Consider the following 15,058-nt stretch of genomic DNA (forward strand, 5'->3'; position numbering starts at 1 on the left):
AATGGGGTGCAGTTTATTTTGTGTATTTGTTTATTCGTTGTCGGAAATACTCTTGAAGAAGTTGCAGTAGTCGGTTCTGTTGGCGTTGGTAAAGGCAATTGCCTCTCTTGGGTGCTGGTTGAGCTGACCCGTCAGCATATACTGAATGTCAAAGCCCCATTTTACTCCCTGAGCCTTAAGCGGCAGTATCTGCTTTTCAATAAAGGTGAGCAAATCATACAGGCTGTACTTCGGGTTTCTGAGGAAACCGAGAAGCAGCTCCATTGCGCAGTTTCCTGCACCTCTGCCCATACCGCATACAGTTGCGTCAAGAAAGCTTACGCCGTATGACATAGTTTCAATTGTGTTTGCAAAGGCAAGGTTCTGGTTGTTGTGAGCGTGAAATCCGATAAGCTTGTTATACTTTTCACCAAATTTAACATATTTTTGCGCAAGCTCAGCGGCTGATTCCGGGTAGAAGTAGCCGTATGAATCGACAAGATAGATAACGTCAACGTTGCTGCTGCCAAGCATATCAAGCGCAGCTTCAATCTGAGAGTCACTTGCCTGACTTATTGCCATAATGTTGCAGGAGGTTTCATAGCCGAGAGTGTGGAAATACTCAATCATTTCAAGCGCAGCAGGAATCTGATGAATGTAGCAGGCTACACGCACAAGGTCAATTACACTTTCGCTTTTCGGAACGAAGTCTGTTCTGAAATCGCATCTGCCAACATCAGCCATAACTGCAATTTTCAGCGGACTGTTGTTGTCACCGACAATGCTCCTTATGTCCTCCTCAGAGCAGAACTTCCACTTGCCGAACTCGCTTTCGTTAAACAGCCTTTTTGAAGCTCTGTATCCGAACTCCATATAGTCAACGCCGCACTGAATGTTTGTTTTGTAAAGCTCCCGTACAAATTCGTCTGTGAATTCAAAGTTGTTGCAAAGACCGCCGTCACGAATTGTTGCGTCAAGCACCTTAATGTCGTTTCTGACCGACATTAAATTTCCTTTTCTTGACATTTCAATACTTCCTTTCTGAATACTATTTTACAATATCATTAAAATAATCATTAACTGAAATTCTTTCTTACATTTCACGATAGTTGCCGAAGAACGTAAACTCCGGCAGCTCCTCGCTTAATGCGCACATAAGATTCATAACATGCTCGCTGCGTATATTGCCGGTAAAATCGAGGTAGAACAGATATTCAAAGCTGCTGCCCGGCAGCGGTCTTGACTCGATTTTTGTCAGGTTGAGCCCGTGACTGCTGAAGCGGCACAGTACATTGTGAAGCGAGCCTGTGCGGTGCGGCAGACAGAAGCAAAGGCTAATCTTGTCTGCATTATTCGGAATATACAGCTTTTTTGATATTACAATAAATCTTGTGCTGTTCTGGTCGCAATTTTGGAAGTGGCGTTTTAACACCTTGAGTCCATATTCTTTTGCCGCCTGTTCAGAGCAAATTGCAGCGCAGTTAAGCCGCTTTTCTTCGGCTACCATTTTAGCGGCAACCGCTGTGTTTGAGCAGGGAACAGCCTTGAGATTGTTTTTTGCTATAAAGGACGAGCACTGTGCAAGACCCTGCGGATGCGACCAAACCTGCTCAATATCGGAAAGCTCGCTTTGCTTAAGGCTGCACAGACAATGCGAAATAGGCAAATCAAGCGCTCCGGTTATGTAGAAACGGTATTTTAAAAGCAGGTCGTAAACATCGCTGACAGAGCCTGCCGAGGAGTTTTCAACAGGCAAAACACCAAAGTCAGCCTCTCCTTTATCAACCGCTGTGAACACGTCCTCCCAGCTCGGATAAAAGCAAATCTGAGATGAGGGGAAGAGCGTTGTTGCCGCTTCGTGTGAATTTGCGCCTTTAATTCCCTGACATGCTATCTTAAGGTTTTCGGGTGCAGCTGTGTTTTCAAGCTCGCTTGTTTCAAGAAGACAGCGAATGTTTTTGCCGCTTCCTACTATATCGTGCTGAAGCGCCCTTGAAAGCTCCATTATATTAGAATACAAAAGCCTTGCGGCATAGCCGTATTCACCGCCCTTGGATTCAACGTTGTCGAGAATTTCGTTTTCTCGCTCCATATTTAGTATTGGCAGGCTGTTCTCAAGCTTATACTCGCCAACACGCCTTGCACAATCCATTCTCTGCTTGAAAAGCTCAAGCAGCTGCTTGTCGATACGGTCAATATCCTGTCTTATCTCGCCAAGCTCCATATTATCACCTCTTAAATAAGACTAATTTCAAAGATTAATAAGCGCAAGCGCAAGAGCTGATTCGATTACAACCGATGCTCTTGACACAATGCAGGGGTCGTGTCTGCCATTTACAACAAGGGTTGTGTTCTCTTTTGTCTGTAAATCAACTGTGTTTTGCTGCTGCGATATTGATGCCGTCGGCTTGATTGCCGCCCTTAGTATTATCGGCATACCGGTTGTTATGCCGCCGACTATACCGCCGTTGTTGTTTGAGGTTGTAACCACTTTGCCGTTATCATATTTAAACGGGTCGTTGCTTTGACTGCCATGCATTTTTGTTATATCAAAGCCTGCGCCGAATTCAATTCCCTTTACGGCAGGAACGCCAAACATTACCGATGAAATAACATTTTCAGCGCCCTCAAACATCGGGCTTCCAAGCCCCGGTTTTACTCCCGTAGCACAGCACTCAATTATGCCGCCGACGCTGTCCTGATTAAGCCTTGCGCTTTCAATAGCCTGCCGCATTTCGTCCTCGATAGCTTCGTTGATAAGCGGAAAGCTTTTTTGATTGAGCCTGTCAATCAGGTTGTCCTCTATGTTTATAGGGTCAAACGGCGTGTCCTTTATTGTGTTCACTGAGTAAATATGCGAGGCTATCTTAACTCCGTCAAGCTTCAATGCCTGTCTGCATACCGAGCCTGCAAAGACAATCGGAGCAGTAAGCCTGCCGGAAAAATGACCGCCGCCTCTTATATCGTTAAAGCCGTTGTAACGCATATAGCCGGAGTAATCTGCGTGACCCGGACGAGGCTTTGAGAGTATATTGCCATAGTCACCAGAGCGAGTGTTTGTGTTTTCTATAACACAGCATATCGGCGCACCTGTTGTTACGCCGTTTAATACGCCCGATAAAATATTCGGTGTATCTGCCTCCTTGCGTGGTGTAGCCGCCTTGTCCTTGCCGGGTGCTCTTCTGCCCATATTGAGCAAAAGCTCGTCCATATCAAGCTTTATTCCCGGAGCAATGCCGTCAAGCACAACGCCGATAGCAGGACCGTGACTTTCACCAAATATTGATATTTTAACCTTGTTTCCCCACGATGACATACAATCACCTCTGAATATTGTTTATAATTCCGCCGAGCATTTTGTAATCCTCAAAATAGTCGGGGTAGCTTTTGCTGATGCTTTCACGGTCAGTTATCGTAACGTCATTTTCACATCGCAGTGCCGCTATGCTCATTGACATTACAATGCGGTGGTCATTGTAGCCTTCGCACCTGCCGCCGCAAAGAGTCGGTTTACCTTTTATAATAAGACCGTCCTCGGTCTGAACAGCACAGCCGCCTAAATTTTTTATTCCGCTGCAAACCGCTTCAAGACGGTCACATTCCTTTATCCTCAGCCTTTCCGCTCCGAAAATTACGGTTTCTCCCTCGGCAAAGGCGGCTGTAACAGCCAAAGCCGGAACGAGGTCCGGAATTTGCCGTGCGTCAATTTTAATGCCGTGAAGCTTATTCTGCCTTACCTTGACCGAGCTATCAGAAAGCTCCACATCAGCGCCGAAGCGTTTGAATATCTCGGCACATTCACGGTCGCCCTGTGCAGAGCCTGCGTTAAGCCCTTTTATCGTAATGTCGCCGCCCAAAGCTCCTGCCGCCATAAAGAACGCCGCCTGCGACCAATCACCCTCACAGGTGTAGCGACACGGCTTATAGCTTTGATTTCCTTTTATAATATATGCCTGTTTCTCAACTTTAACCTCAACTCCGAAGCATTTCATCGCTTTTAATGTCATATCGACATATCCGCTTGACTCAAGGGGAGAGGTGAGAATAATTTTGCTGTCGCCGTCAAGTATAGGCAATGCAAACAGCAAGCCTGTAATAAACTGAGAGCTTATGTTGCCCGGCAGTTTGTATTCTCCGCTTTGAAGCTTGCCGCTTATTTTAAGCGGCAGACCTCCGTGTGTATCGCACTTTACGCCGTTTTTGGGAAGGCAGTCAAGGTATATTCCGATTGGTCTTTGCGGCAGCTTTCCTTGCCCCGTAAATTCGCAGGATACGCCGCCTGCGCCTGCAACCGGTATAAAGAACCGCACAGTAGAGCCTGATTCACAGCAGTCAAGATGCGCCGACTTAACGCTTAGAAATTCGCTGCCGTCAACTTTGACGGTGTTTCCGTCCATCGTGATTTTTGCTCCCAATGCTTTGGCACAACCGATTGTTGCGTTTATATCCTTTGAAAGCTCAACGGGTGAAATAACGCTTACGCCCTTTGAAAGGGCGGCGCAGATTATGGCTCGGTGAACGTCGCTTTTAGACGGCGGAACCGTAACCTTGCCGACTAAGCGTGACGGTGAAAGTGTTACCTCGCTCATTTTTTTGCCCCCTGACTGATAAAGTCGAAAAGCTCGCTCTTTTTAAGCTTTTTAGTAAAGCTGTCGCCGATTTTGTTCAGCAGTACAACATTAATGCTGTTGCCGCTTGCCTTTTTGTCGCCCAATGCGCCGCTTGCTATAACGTCAAGCGGTGTTTTGTCACTTGTTGGCAGTGAGTATTTTTCGAGCAGAGCCTTTATCCGTTGTGTTGCCCCTGATTCGGTTATGCCCGACTTCTCGCTTGCCTTGGTGATAATAGTCATACCAATTCCGACTGCCTCGCCGTGAGTGATGCCCGTGTAGCCGTAAGCCTTTTCAATTGAGTGACCAAGAGTATGACCGAAGTTCAACAACATTCGCTCGCCTGCTTCATGTTCGTCACGCTCGACAACATCACGCTTTATTGATACGCAGTCAAAAATTATTTCCTCTATAATGTCGGCTGCGTTTTCCTTCTCTAATCTTTCAAAAAGCGGAAGACTCTTGATACAGCCGTACTTGATGACCTCAGCCATACCGTCGGCGAAAAATTCGGGTGTGAGTGTGTTAAGCGTGTTTGGGTCGATTATTACAACTGAAGGCTGCCAAAATGCGCCTACAAGATTTTTGCCCTGCTTAATGTCAACTCCCGTTTTGCTGCCGACAGAAGAATCAACCTGTGACAGAAGTGAGGTCGGAATCTGAACAAAGTCTATTCCCCTTTGATATGTAGCGGCGGCAAAGCCTGCCATATCGCCCGTAACGCCGCCGCCGAGCGCTACAATAAAGTCCTTGCGTGAAAAACCGTTGTCGGCAAGAGAGTCATACATTTGCGCTATGGTGGAAAGGCTCTTTGACGCTTCACCGGCAGAGAAGATGTGTGAGTAAACCTCAAAGCCGCAGGACCTTAGAGAATTTGAAACTACCTCGCCGTAAATGGGGAATACGTTTGTGTCAGAGATTATCATAGCCTTGCCGCCTCTTGCAAGCGGCTTGATAATCTCACCGCAGCGGCTTATCAGACCTCTTTCAATATGTATATCATAGCTTCTTACTGATTTAACATTTAGCGTTTTCATTCGTCAAGCTGCTCCTTAATCTGCCTGCATTTATCAAGCGTTTTTATAAGCTCATCGGTGTTTTCTGCTTCGATGTCCTTTTTAATAAGCTTAAGGTTGTTTATCAGCGTATCAATTTCCGCCATAAGCGGTTCACGGTTTTCTATGAAAAGCTCGCTCCAAAGCGTTGCGTTTATCTTCGCAACACGGGAAACATCACGGTAGCTGCCTGCTGAAAAGCCCTTATGGTTTGGGCATTGTGGGCTTAACACATATGCACAGGCTAAAACGTGAGGCAGCTGAGATGTATAGGCTATCATTCTATCGTGCTCCTCGGTTGTTGTAAAGCGAACGCTCGAAAAGCCCATATTCATAGCGAGCCTGCACAGCTTGCGTACCTTTGAATAAGGCGCATTGCCCGGCACAACAATAAAGCTTGCGCCGAAGAACAAGTCAGCGTCGGCAGAGTCAAAGCCGTTTGTTTCCTTTCCTGCCATCGGGTGAGAGCCGATAAAGGTGAAGCCGTTTTCCCGGGCTATTTTGTCCAGCTCAGGGCATATAGCCGCTTTTATTCCGCTTGTGTCGGTTACGATAGCGGTCTTTTTGATTTTATCGCAGTTGCGTTTAATAAAGTCAACAGCAAGAGCAGGGTACAACCCAAGAATAATAATGTCTGCATCCTTTACGCTGTCCTCGTCGCCGATTTCGTCTATTGCGCCGCATTCAAGCGCCTTTTCAAGAGTTGACCTTGTTCGGTTGATGCCGATTACATAGTGTTCTGTATATTTTTTGATAGCCTTGGCCATAGAGCCACCGATAATGCCCAAGCCGACAACTGCAATCTTCATTTTTACTTCCCCTTTGTGAAATGCTTGAGTGTGTGATAAAATCACTCGTTTTCATTCAAATACTTCTTTAAGCCGTTTACCTTTCCGGCTACCTTGTCGAACTGCTCAGGTGTGAGTGACTGTGCGCCGTCGCACAGAGCGCATTTCGGGTTGTTGTGAACCTCAATGATTAGTCCGTCTGCGCCTGCCGCTACTGCCGCCATAGACATTGACTCAACAAGCCAGCTTTTGCCTGTTGCGTGGCTTGGGTCAACAATAACAGGCAGATGAGAAAGGCTCTTTAAGATAGGCACAGCCGACAAATCAAGTGTATTTCTTGTGAAGGTTTCGTAGGTTCTTATTCCTCTCTCGCACAGGATAACCTTGTCGTTGCCGCCTGCCATAATATATTCGGCGCTCATCAGAAGCTCCTCAATAGTGCTTGAAAGACCACGCTTTAAGAGGATAGGCTTGTTTGTTTTGCCAAGCTCCTTTAAAAGCTCAAAGTTTTGCATATTTCTTGCGCCGACTTGAATAATATCAACATTTTCAAACATATCAATATGAGATGTTCTCATAATTTCCGTTACAATCGGAAGTCCTGTTTCACGTCTTGCATCCTTTAAAAGGTCAAGGCCCTCGGCTTTTAAGCCTTGGAAAGCATACGGTGAGGTTCTTGGTTTAAATGCGCCGCCTCTTAAAATCTGAGCGCCCGAAGCCTTAACCGATTTTGCAATAGAGCATACCTGCTCTCTGCTTTCAACTGAGCAGGGACCTGCCATAAGAACAAGACCGCCGTCGCCTATTTTTGTGCCGTTAGAAAGCTCAATTACTGTGTTTTCGGGGTGGAACTTTCTGTTTGCCTTTTTGTAAGGCTCTTGCACACGGCGTACATCATCAACAATATCCTGTGCGCTGATGTAGTCAATGTCGATTGCTGTTGTGTCGCCGATAAGACCAAGCACAGTTGAGTGAACTCCTTCCCAGGTGTTCACCTTAACCGCATAATTGTTTTCAAGCTGCTCCTTGAAGCTGACAAGCTGTTCTCTTGAACATTCAGGTTTTAATACGATAATCATAATAACAAATCCTTTCTTTTCTTTGGGTTGCTCCGATATTACAGCAATAAAAAAACGGAGCCTTAGCCCCGTTGTAATACACCTTGATAAAGCGTTAAACAGCCATAATCACATACGGCAAACAGGGCACGACAAATTGTTCCGACTAAAGTAATAGCCGAAATAAAAGTAGCCTGTAAATCGTGTGTTAATCGAGTGTATCATAGCTGTTCTCCCGTTTTATACATTAATATGATAATAATACTATTTTTGGAATTTGTCAAGAGTTTTATCGCTTTAAAGCACAAAAAATGTAATAAAGCGATTTATCCGAAAGAAAAATAAGTGCGGCACCTGACGTAAGACAGATGCCGCATAGTGATTATTCTGTTTCTTTCGGCTTATCATCCTTGCCTTTGAAAGCGAAGAAGCGCTGACCGATGTAGTTGCAGCCGGTGAAGAATACCATTCCGACGAACATTGTAAGGTATTCAACAGCCTTTTCGCCGACAGAGGGGAAGAAGCTTGTCATAAACCAAGTGGTGAACGGGCGGGCTATGCCGTATGAAATCAGGTAGCATATTGCTATGTTGATTGCAAATCGTAGCAGCGACCTGCCTGTGTTGCCCTTGCTCTTAAAGGTAATGTTCTTGTTCAGAATGTAGCTCAATATGCTTGTCAGGGTGTAGTTAAGAGCGGAGCTTACCCAAAAATTCACGTCTGCCGGTTTCCAGCCGTAGGCGGCGGCTATGCCGTCATACCAATGAAAGGTGTCACCGAGAAAGTACATACCGTACATTATTGCCATTCCGACAATCGTGTTGATAACGCCGACGATGATAAATTTTAAAAACTTTTCGTCAAAGAATTTTTTTAAAAAGCTCTTCATTTTTTCTTGGCGCTCCTTTCGAGTGATACAGATTCGCTTTTGCTGTCATCTGTGTCAGGGAATTCTCCGGCAACCTCCGGCAGCTTGCCGATAGGGCCAAAGGTTTTGCCCTTTTTCTTCAAGTACCACTGAACAAAGCAGAACAGAGCAAACAGCAGTGTGCAGCTTATGGAAATGGTTAGACCCAGATTAAAGCCTGCCGGTGTATATTTGAATTCAACGGTGTGCTTGCCCTTTGAAAGCTTAAGTCCTGTCATTGCGTTGTCAATCGGCGTAATCTCTGCCTTTTCGCCGTCAACATATGCGCTCCAACCGGATTCGTATGGGATAGATGTATACATCAAGCCGTCCTGCTTTACGGTAATGTCACCCTTGATGTTTGTTGAGTCAATGCTTGTAACATTCAGAAGCTCATCCTTAAGAATTTTGTAGCCCTTGTTGTAAACGCTTTGGTTAAATATGCAAACATATATGTCTGCACTACCGCTTTTTCCTTTTTCAACAGTTGAGGTAATGTTCATGTTGTCGCCCTTTTTGTAGGTGCCTGCCGACAGCAGATACGGGCGCTTTATATTGTAGCTTTGCGAAGTGGTTTTTGAACCGCCGAAAATGCTTATGCTCTCCGAATTGTCTATTTTTGCATATACATAAACCGAACAATCCTCAGGAATTGTGTAGTTCCAGCTCAGCTTTGAATCCTTGTTCACATCCTTTGGCTTGTAGCTGTACTGTCCGTAAATTCCACTGTTGTTGCTGTCAACGCCTCTGTAATATACGTCAAGATTTTCATGGCTTGCCGAGGAAACCTTGATACGCTCATACAAATCATCTTTGATTCCGGTTGATTTCACAAATAAATCCTGCTGTGACTTGAACGGATTTGTTTTGTCTGCCTTGAAATACTCAAGCTTGCTGTCAGCCATAAAGCCAAGTGAGAGATAGGTGTTGTTTCTGTAATAGCTCATATTTTTCTGTTTACCGAAAAATTTCCAGTTGTTTGTGTCAGCAAGCGGTTCAAACTTAGCTATGAGGTATTTAATTCCTAAGAATGCGTTTGTAACCGGAGTTGACTCAGCGTAATAATATCTGTTGCCGGCATCCCAGCCGATTCCGCCGATGCCCTCAACATAGTTTGTAACATTTACATTAGCGGTTGAGCTGAACTGCGCAACACCGGGGTATTGGTAAAGCGGAGGGTCATTGAGTGTGTAGAACTTTGTCAGCTCCATACGGTAGAAGGCTTCTTTATCCTTAGATTTAATGTCTTCAACGCAGGCACGAATCTCTGTGCGCTTGTCCGGATAGCCGGTTCTTTGGGTTACACGAACAGTTTCAACGCTCAAAAGTACACTGCTTATCATCTCGCCGAGCAATACAATGCCCAAAAGAATGTATGCAACTTTAATTGTTATCAGTTTTCTCTCAAGCAAAAAGAATATGCCGACATATAAAACAGTTAAAGCAACACTTGTGTAAACGGCGGTGTCGCTCTGCTGACCGATGCTTGCGCAAATTATAACAATTGACGCGACAGTGAGCATACCGATAATTTCAACAGGCGTAATGTCCTTGAGCAGTGTAAACGCCCTGTATGCCGCAACAACAAGTACAAACGAAACTATAAACGAGAATCTGTGCGGAATCATATTGGTTGAGTGGAAGCCGTGCCACATAAAGTCAAACAGTCTGTTGTCAATACTGAACAGCATAAATGCCATAACGCAGCTTGCAACTATCTTCTCACGAAGAGAGATTTTCTTTGACAGCAGGAACACGCCGGCAAGAATAACGCAGACAAAGCTGCAGTTTATGTTCGGCAGACCCTCCTTAACGTTCGGCGTTACCATGGATGCAAAATTGCCGATAAGGTCGGGAATTTCGTAGCGGAACTTAGTAATTGACGGCCATACGTTGTTGGCACTGTATGAAAGGCTCAGAGCCAACAGCTCCGGAAGCAGCATTATTGCCGATATGCCAACGCCGATAACTGACGAAACAGCTATTTTGCCAAAGCGGCGAAGGATAAGCTTAATTGGCATTTTGAACAGTATGCAAAGACAGATGAAGAATATCACTGTAAAAATGCAGGTGAAGAAGCCGATATAGTAGTTAAACAAAAGCGACGCAGCAAGAGCGATAATATAAACCCTTACTCTGCCGTACTTTACAAGGCTGTATGTGCCGTAGGCGACAAGCGGGAATAGCGCAAATGTGTCAAACCACATAACGTTCCAGTAGTAGCCGAGCGTAAAGGCGCAAAGTGCGTACATTGTGCCGAAGAAAACGAGCGATATATCGTTTCGTTTGAATACGCCCTTAAGGAATACGCCGCAGAAAAGACCGGCAAGACCTATTCTGCACAACAAGAAGAATGTCAGAGCCTCTCGCAGGAGTTCATAAGGTACAATTGCCAAGAGCAAGTTCATAGGGCTTGCAAAATAATAAGCTGCAAGCGCCCAGAAGTTTGAACCCATACCTGTGTCCCACGAATAAAGCATTGACTGAAAGGTTTGCAGCTTGTCCTGTACCTCAGTGTAGAACGGAAAATACTGCTGCCAGAAGTCTGTTACCAGAATTTGCTTTTCGCCAAAGGGGAAAACACCGTTGAATGCAAAGGCAAAGCCCATAAGCAAAAACGGAACGGCAAAGCAAAGAATGAGGTACAGCTTTTTATCAGACATAACCGGTTCGTCGGCAAGCTTAGAAAGCCGATTATAGTTAGCCGCACCTGCCTTTTTTGTTTTTGTTTTACTCATTAAAATTACCTCCGTGTAAATTTAAACAATACATATACAATCTTATCACTAAATTGCAAAAAGGTAAACAGAATATTTCAAAAATTAACATTTTTAGCTGTTGATTTGGGAAAGTGCAGCAAATAATTTAAATTCTAAAGAAAAGTGTTAGCCTTTTGTCGAAAAACACTTTACATATTATGTAGAATTTTGTTATAATTTAAGATAAATCATTGTCTTGAAAAGATTGTTATAAATGTGAGCTTTTCAGTTATTCGGTAAACTCTCATTTGGCATATTTAAGGTAATAGTAAATAGAAACATTGAAAGGACCTATAAAATGAAAACTGTTGATATAGTTGTACCGTGCTATAACGAAGAGGAGGGACTTGAGGTATTTGTTGAAACAACCAACAAATATATCAATGCTATTGACGGTTACCGTTTCAGATACATTCTTGTAGATGACGGCAGCCGTGACAAAACCTATTTGGTTATGCGCAGCCTTGCGAAAAGGTACAGAAATGTAAAGTATATCTCATTCTCCCGCAATTTTGGCAAAGAGGCGGCAATGTACGCCGGACTTAAAAACTCAAGCGCAGATTACGTTATTGTAATGGACGCTGATTTACAGCATCCGCCTGCAATGATTGCAGATATGATAAAGGGCATAGAAGAGGGACACGACTGCTGTGCAGCGAGAAGAACAACCCGTAAAGGTGAATCAAAGGTAAGAAGCTTTTTCAGCCGCAACTTCTATAAGTTCAGCAACAAGATTACAGATGTGAAAATGCCATATGGTGCAGTGGATTTCAGAATAATGTCACGCCAGATGGTTGATGCGGTGCTTTCCTTAAGCGAGGTTCAGCGCTTTTCAAAGGGCATATTCAGTTGGGTTGGCTTTGACACAAAATGGCTGCCGTATGAGAATGTTGAGAGAACAATAGGAACTACAAAGTGGAGCTTTTGGGGACTTTTTAAATACGCTATTGACGGTATCACCGCATTCTCGGTTGCTCCGCTTAGGTTTATTTCTCTTTTAGGACTTATTATTTCGGGTTTGGCATTTATCTATGCGATTGTTGTTCTGCTGCAAACGCTTATATTTGGAGTTGATGTGCCTGGATATGCCACAACGCTGATAATAACCTTGTTTTTAGGCGGTATTATTGAGTTTTCTGTTGGTATTCTCGGCGAGTATATCGGCAGAATTTACATGGAATCAAAGGACAGGCCAATTTATCTTACAAAAAGCACAAACATAGATGACGAGTATGACGATGGCTTTGGTGATGAGTTTTGATTCTTATTTTTTAATATAATTCTGGAGGTGACAGCGTGCAGGATGATAAGCAGATTCATTCCGGACACAGACGGCGTTTGAGGTCAAAGTTTCTTCAAAGCGGATTAGACGGCTTTGAAGCGCACGAATCGCTTGAACTTCTGCTGTATTACGCTGTGCCCAGGAAGGACACTAACCCGATTGCACACAGGCTGCTTGATTCGTTTGGTTCGCTTTCGGCTGTTTTTGACGCACCTGTTGACGCAATAAAGGAATGTGGCTTAAGCGAGAACACTGCGATTCTTCTGAAGCTTATACCTCAGATGAGCCGTCTGTATCTTGACGATAAAGTTGACAGCAGCAAGGCGGTTGACATAAAGAACATAGGCGGCAGACTTGTGCATAAGTTTGTCGGGCGTGATTATGAGGCTGTTGTGCTTATGCTGCTTGATGTTAAGTACAAGGAGGTTTTCTGCGGCGTTATAAGCAAGGGCTCGGTGAATTCCTGTGACCTCTATATAAGAAAGATAATAGAGCATGCAATGATTTACAACGCAACCTTTGCGGTGATAGCTCATAATCATCCAAGCGGAATAGCTTTGCCGTCAATGGCGGATATTGAAACCACAAAAACACTTTCCTCTGCGCTGTCACTGGTCGGCGTCAGGCTTTTGGACCACATTGTTGTGGCTGATGACGACTATGTTTCAATGAAGCAGTCAAATCTTTGCAGTGACGCACTGTAAAAAAATAGTTAAATATCCGAAAATAGCTAAGAAAATCCTTGATTTTTCGCATTCGCTGTGGTATAATATCAAGGCATTACGCACGCTGACATCTCCGAAATGGTGCCGCTTTGCGGTTTCTCGGAAAATCTAAGGTGCAGCGGAGGTTAATAACCTAAGGAGGATTTTACAATGGCAGTAGTATCAATGAAACAGCTTTTGGAGGCAGGCGTTCACTTCGGTCACCAGACAAGAAGATGGAACCCTAAGATGGCAGAGTACATTTTCACAGAGAGAAACGGTATCTACATTATCGACCTTCAGAAAACAGTTAAGAAGCTTGAAGAGGCTTACTCATTTGTTCGTGACCTTTCAACACAGGGCAAGAGCGTTCTCTTTGTAGGTACAAAGAAGCAGGCTCAGGATTCTGTTAAGGAAGAGGCTGAAAGAGCAGGCGCTTATTATGTAAACGCTCGTTGGCTCGGCGGTATGCTCACAAACTTCGCAACAATTAAGAGAAGAATTGAAAGATTAAAGCAGCTGCGTGCTATGGAGGCAGACGGAACATTTGACCTTCTCCCAAAGAAAGAGGTAATCAAGCTGAACCTTGAGATTGAAAAGCTTGAGAAGTTCATGGGCGGTATCAAGGATATGAAGGAAGCACCGGGTGCTTTGTTTATCGTTGACCCAAGAAAAGAGAGAATCGCTGTATCAGAGGCTCACAAGCTTGGTATTCCAATCGTAGCTATTGTTGACACAAACTGTGATCCGGACGAGATTGATTATGTAATTCCGGGTAATGACGACGCTATTCGTGCCGTTAAGCTCATTGCAGGAACAATTGCAAACGCTATCATCGAGGGCCACGAGGGTCAGATGGGCGCAGCAGCAGTTGAGGCTGAGGAAGCTGAAGCAGAAGAGGCAGAGGCAGAGGCTCAGGAGTAATATCTGATTGAAATAAAACGGCAGGAGCAGCTTGGGCTGCCCTTGCCGAACTATATAATGACAAGAGAGGAAGAATATAAATGGTAGCATTTACAGCACAGGACGTTAAGTCACTCAGAGAAAAAACAGGCTGTGGTATGATGGATTGCAAAAAGGCTCTCACACAGGCTGACGGCGATATGGACGCAGCTATTGACTTTTTGAGAGAGCAGGGTCTTGCAAAGCAGGCTAAGAAAAGCGGCAGAATTGCAGCAGAGGGCGTTGCTTACGCTCAGACAAATGCAGACAATACCTGTGGCGTAGTAATTGAGGTTAACGCAGAAACAGACTTCGTTGCTAAGAACGCAGATTTCCAGGCTTTTGTAAAGACCTGCGCAGATACAGTTATGGAGCAGAATCCGGCTGATGTTGACGCATTGCTTGAGTGCAAGGCTTCAGGCAGCGAGGAAACTGTTGCAGCTTTGCTTCAGGAAAAGGTTCTTACAATCGGCGAGAACATCAAAATCCGCCGCTTTGTTCGTTACGAGGGTACAGTTGTAACCTATATTCACGCAGCAGGCAGAATCGGCGTTATGGTTAAGTTTGACACAGATGTAGCCGATAAGGACGAGTTCAAGACATATGCAAAGGATATTGCAATGCAGGTTGCTGCTGCAAATCCGCTTTACCTCAATGAGGCTGCAGTTCCGGCTGACGTTATTGAGCATGAGAAGAAGATCCTTACAGAGCAGGTTATTAACGAGGGTAAGCCGGCTCAGATTGCTGAGAAAATCGTTATGGGTAAAATCGGCAAGTACTACAAGGAAAACTGCCTTGTTGACCAGATCTTTGTTAAGGATGGCGACTACACAGTTAAGAAGTACACTGATAAGGTTGCTAAGGACCTCGGCGGCAACATTGCTATTGTTGACTTTGCACGTTTTGAGAAGGGCGAAGGCCTTGAAAAGCGTCAGGACAACTTTGCTGAAGAGGTTGCAGGTATGGTGAAATAA

Annotated in this window: 13 protein-coding genes; 4 read left to right on the forward strand and 9 right to left on the reverse strand. The window is 44.6% G+C overall.

Annotation, left to right across the window (positions count from 1 at the left end; all coding sequences use genetic code 11):
* Nucleotides 1–30: 30 nt before the first annotated feature.
* The 9 genes from GMA13_RS00810 to GMA13_RS00850 all read right to left on the reverse strand — a co-directional run bounded on the left by GMA13_RS00810 (nt 31) and on the right by GMA13_RS00850 (nt 11,135).
* Complete coding sequence (locus GMA13_RS00810; protein WP_255882276.1) at nt 31–1,005, reverse strand: aldolase catalytic domain-containing protein; 975 nt, start codon at nt 1,003–1,005, stop codon at nt 31–33.
* A 67-nt stretch (nt 1,006–1,072) separates the two neighbouring features.
* Nucleotides 1,073–2,203 carry a prephenate dehydratase gene (gene pheA / locus GMA13_RS00815; protein WP_255882277.1) on the reverse strand — a complete coding sequence of 377 codons (1,131 nt, stop codon included), beginning with the start codon at nt 2,201–2,203 and terminating at the stop codon, nt 1,073–1,075.
* A 27-nt stretch (nt 2,204–2,230) separates the two neighbouring features.
* Complete coding sequence (aroC, locus tag GMA13_RS00820; RefSeq protein WP_255882278.1) at nt 2,231–3,295, reverse strand: chorismate synthase; 1,065 nt, start codon at nt 3,293–3,295, stop codon at nt 2,231–2,233.
* A 4-nt stretch (nt 3,296–3,299) separates the two neighbouring features.
* Nucleotides 3,300–4,568 carry a 3-phosphoshikimate 1-carboxyvinyltransferase gene (gene aroA, locus GMA13_RS00825; protein ID WP_255882279.1) on the reverse strand — a complete coding sequence of 423 codons (1,269 nt, stop codon included), beginning with the start codon at nt 4,566–4,568 and terminating at the stop codon, nt 3,300–3,302.
* Nucleotides 4,565–5,626, reverse strand: coding sequence for a 3-dehydroquinate synthase (aroB, locus tag GMA13_RS00830; RefSeq protein ID WP_255882281.1), 1,062 nt, complete (start codon nt 5,624–5,626; stop codon nt 4,565–4,567). Before aroB ends, aroA begins: the two co-directional genes overlap by 4 nt.
* Entirely contained in the window at nt 5,623–6,453 is an 831-nt protein-coding gene (locus GMA13_RS00835; RefSeq protein ID WP_255882282.1) for a prephenate dehydrogenase, read from the reverse strand. The genes aroB and GMA13_RS00835 overlap by 4 nt, the downstream gene beginning before the upstream one ends.
* 41 nt (nt 6,454–6,494) lie before the next feature.
* Nucleotides 6,495–7,511 (reverse strand): 3-deoxy-7-phosphoheptulonate synthase, encoded by a 1,017-nt coding sequence (gene aroF / locus GMA13_RS00840; RefSeq protein ID WP_255882283.1) that lies wholly within the window; start codon nt 7,509–7,511, stop codon nt 6,495–6,497.
* Nucleotides 7,512–7,872: 361 nt separating this feature from the next.
* Nucleotides 7,873–8,379, reverse strand: a complete 507-nt coding sequence (locus tag GMA13_RS00845; protein WP_255882284.1) for a GtrA family protein — start codon at nt 8,377–8,379, stop codon at nt 7,873–7,875.
* Nucleotides 8,376–11,135 (reverse strand): YfhO family protein, encoded by a 2,760-nt coding sequence (locus GMA13_RS00850; RefSeq protein ID WP_255882286.1) that lies wholly within the window; start codon nt 11,133–11,135, stop codon nt 8,376–8,378. The genes GMA13_RS00845 and GMA13_RS00850 overlap by 4 nt, the downstream gene beginning before the upstream one ends.
* A gap of 319 nt (nt 11,136–11,454) precedes the next feature.
* Here GMA13_RS00850 and GMA13_RS00855 point away from each other — a divergent pair, with 319 nt between their 5' ends.
* The 4 genes from GMA13_RS00855 (at nt 11,455) to tsf (ending at nt 15,058) form a co-directional block, all read left to right on the forward strand.
* Entirely contained in the window at nt 11,455–12,417 is a 963-nt protein-coding gene (locus tag GMA13_RS00855) for a glycosyltransferase family 2 protein (protein ID WP_255882287.1), read from the forward strand.
* Between the two features lie 35 nt (nt 12,418–12,452).
* On the forward strand, nt 12,453–13,142 hold the full coding sequence (locus GMA13_RS10595; RefSeq protein ID WP_255882288.1) for a JAB domain-containing protein: 690 nt from the start codon (nt 12,453–12,455) through the stop codon (nt 13,140–13,142).
* Between the two features lie 171 nt (nt 13,143–13,313).
* The gene (rpsB, locus tag GMA13_RS00865; RefSeq protein ID WP_255882289.1) at nt 13,314–14,066 is read left to right on the forward strand and encodes a 30S ribosomal protein S2; all 753 of its coding nucleotides are present in this window, start codon (nt 13,314–13,316) and stop codon (nt 14,064–14,066) included.
* Nucleotides 14,067–14,146: 80 nt separating this feature from the next.
* Nucleotides 14,147–15,058 (forward strand): translation elongation factor Ts, encoded by a 912-nt coding sequence (tsf, locus tag GMA13_RS00870; RefSeq protein WP_255882290.1) that lies wholly within the window; start codon nt 14,147–14,149, stop codon nt 15,056–15,058.

Origin of the sequence: Ruminococcus sp. zg-924, from assembly GCF_024433635.1 — a bacterium.
GTDB lineage: Bacteria > Bacillota > Clostridia > Oscillospirales > Acutalibacteraceae > UBA7067.

Bases quoted from the DNA above. Each gene is read 5' to 3' on its own strand.
- GMA13_RS00855 (WP_255882287.1), top strand. From the start codon at position 11,455: ATGAAAACTGTTGATATAGTTGTACCGTGCTATAACGAAGAGGAGGGA.
- aroA (WP_255882279.1), bottom strand. From the start codon at position 4,568: ATGAGCGAGGTAACACTTTCACCGTCACGCTTAGTCGGCAAGGTTACG.
- GMA13_RS00845 (WP_255882284.1), bottom strand. From the start codon at position 8,379: ATGAAGAGCTTTTTAAAAAAATTCTTTGACGAAAAGTTTTTAAAATTT.
- GMA13_RS00850 (WP_255882286.1), bottom strand. From the start codon at position 11,135: ATGAGTAAAACAAAAACAAAAAAGGCAGGTGCGGCTAACTATAATCGG.
- pheA (WP_255882277.1), bottom strand. From the start codon at position 2,203: ATGGAGCTTGGCGAGATAAGACAGGATATTGACCGTATCGACAAGCAG.
- GMA13_RS00835 (WP_255882282.1), bottom strand. From the start codon at position 6,453: ATGAAGATTGCAGTTGTCGGCTTGGGCATTATCGGTGGCTCTATGGCC.
- tsf (WP_255882290.1), top strand. From the start codon at position 14,147: ATGGTAGCATTTACAGCACAGGACGTTAAGTCACTCAGAGAAAAAACA.
- aroB (WP_255882281.1), bottom strand. From the start codon at position 5,626: ATGAAAACGCTAAATGTTAAATCAGTAAGAAGCTATGATATACATATT.
- aroF (WP_255882283.1), bottom strand. From the start codon at position 7,511: ATGATTATCGTATTAAAACCTGAATGTTCAAGAGAACAGCTTGTCAGC.
- GMA13_RS00810 (WP_255882276.1), bottom strand. From the start codon at position 1,005: ATGTCAAGAAAAGGAAATTTAATGTCGGTCAGAAACGACATTAAGGTG.
- rpsB (WP_255882289.1), top strand. From the start codon at position 13,314: ATGGCAGTAGTATCAATGAAACAGCTTTTGGAGGCAGGCGTTCACTTC.
- aroC (WP_255882278.1), bottom strand. From the start codon at position 3,295: ATGTCATCGTGGGGAAACAAGGTTAAAATATCAATATTTGGTGAAAGT.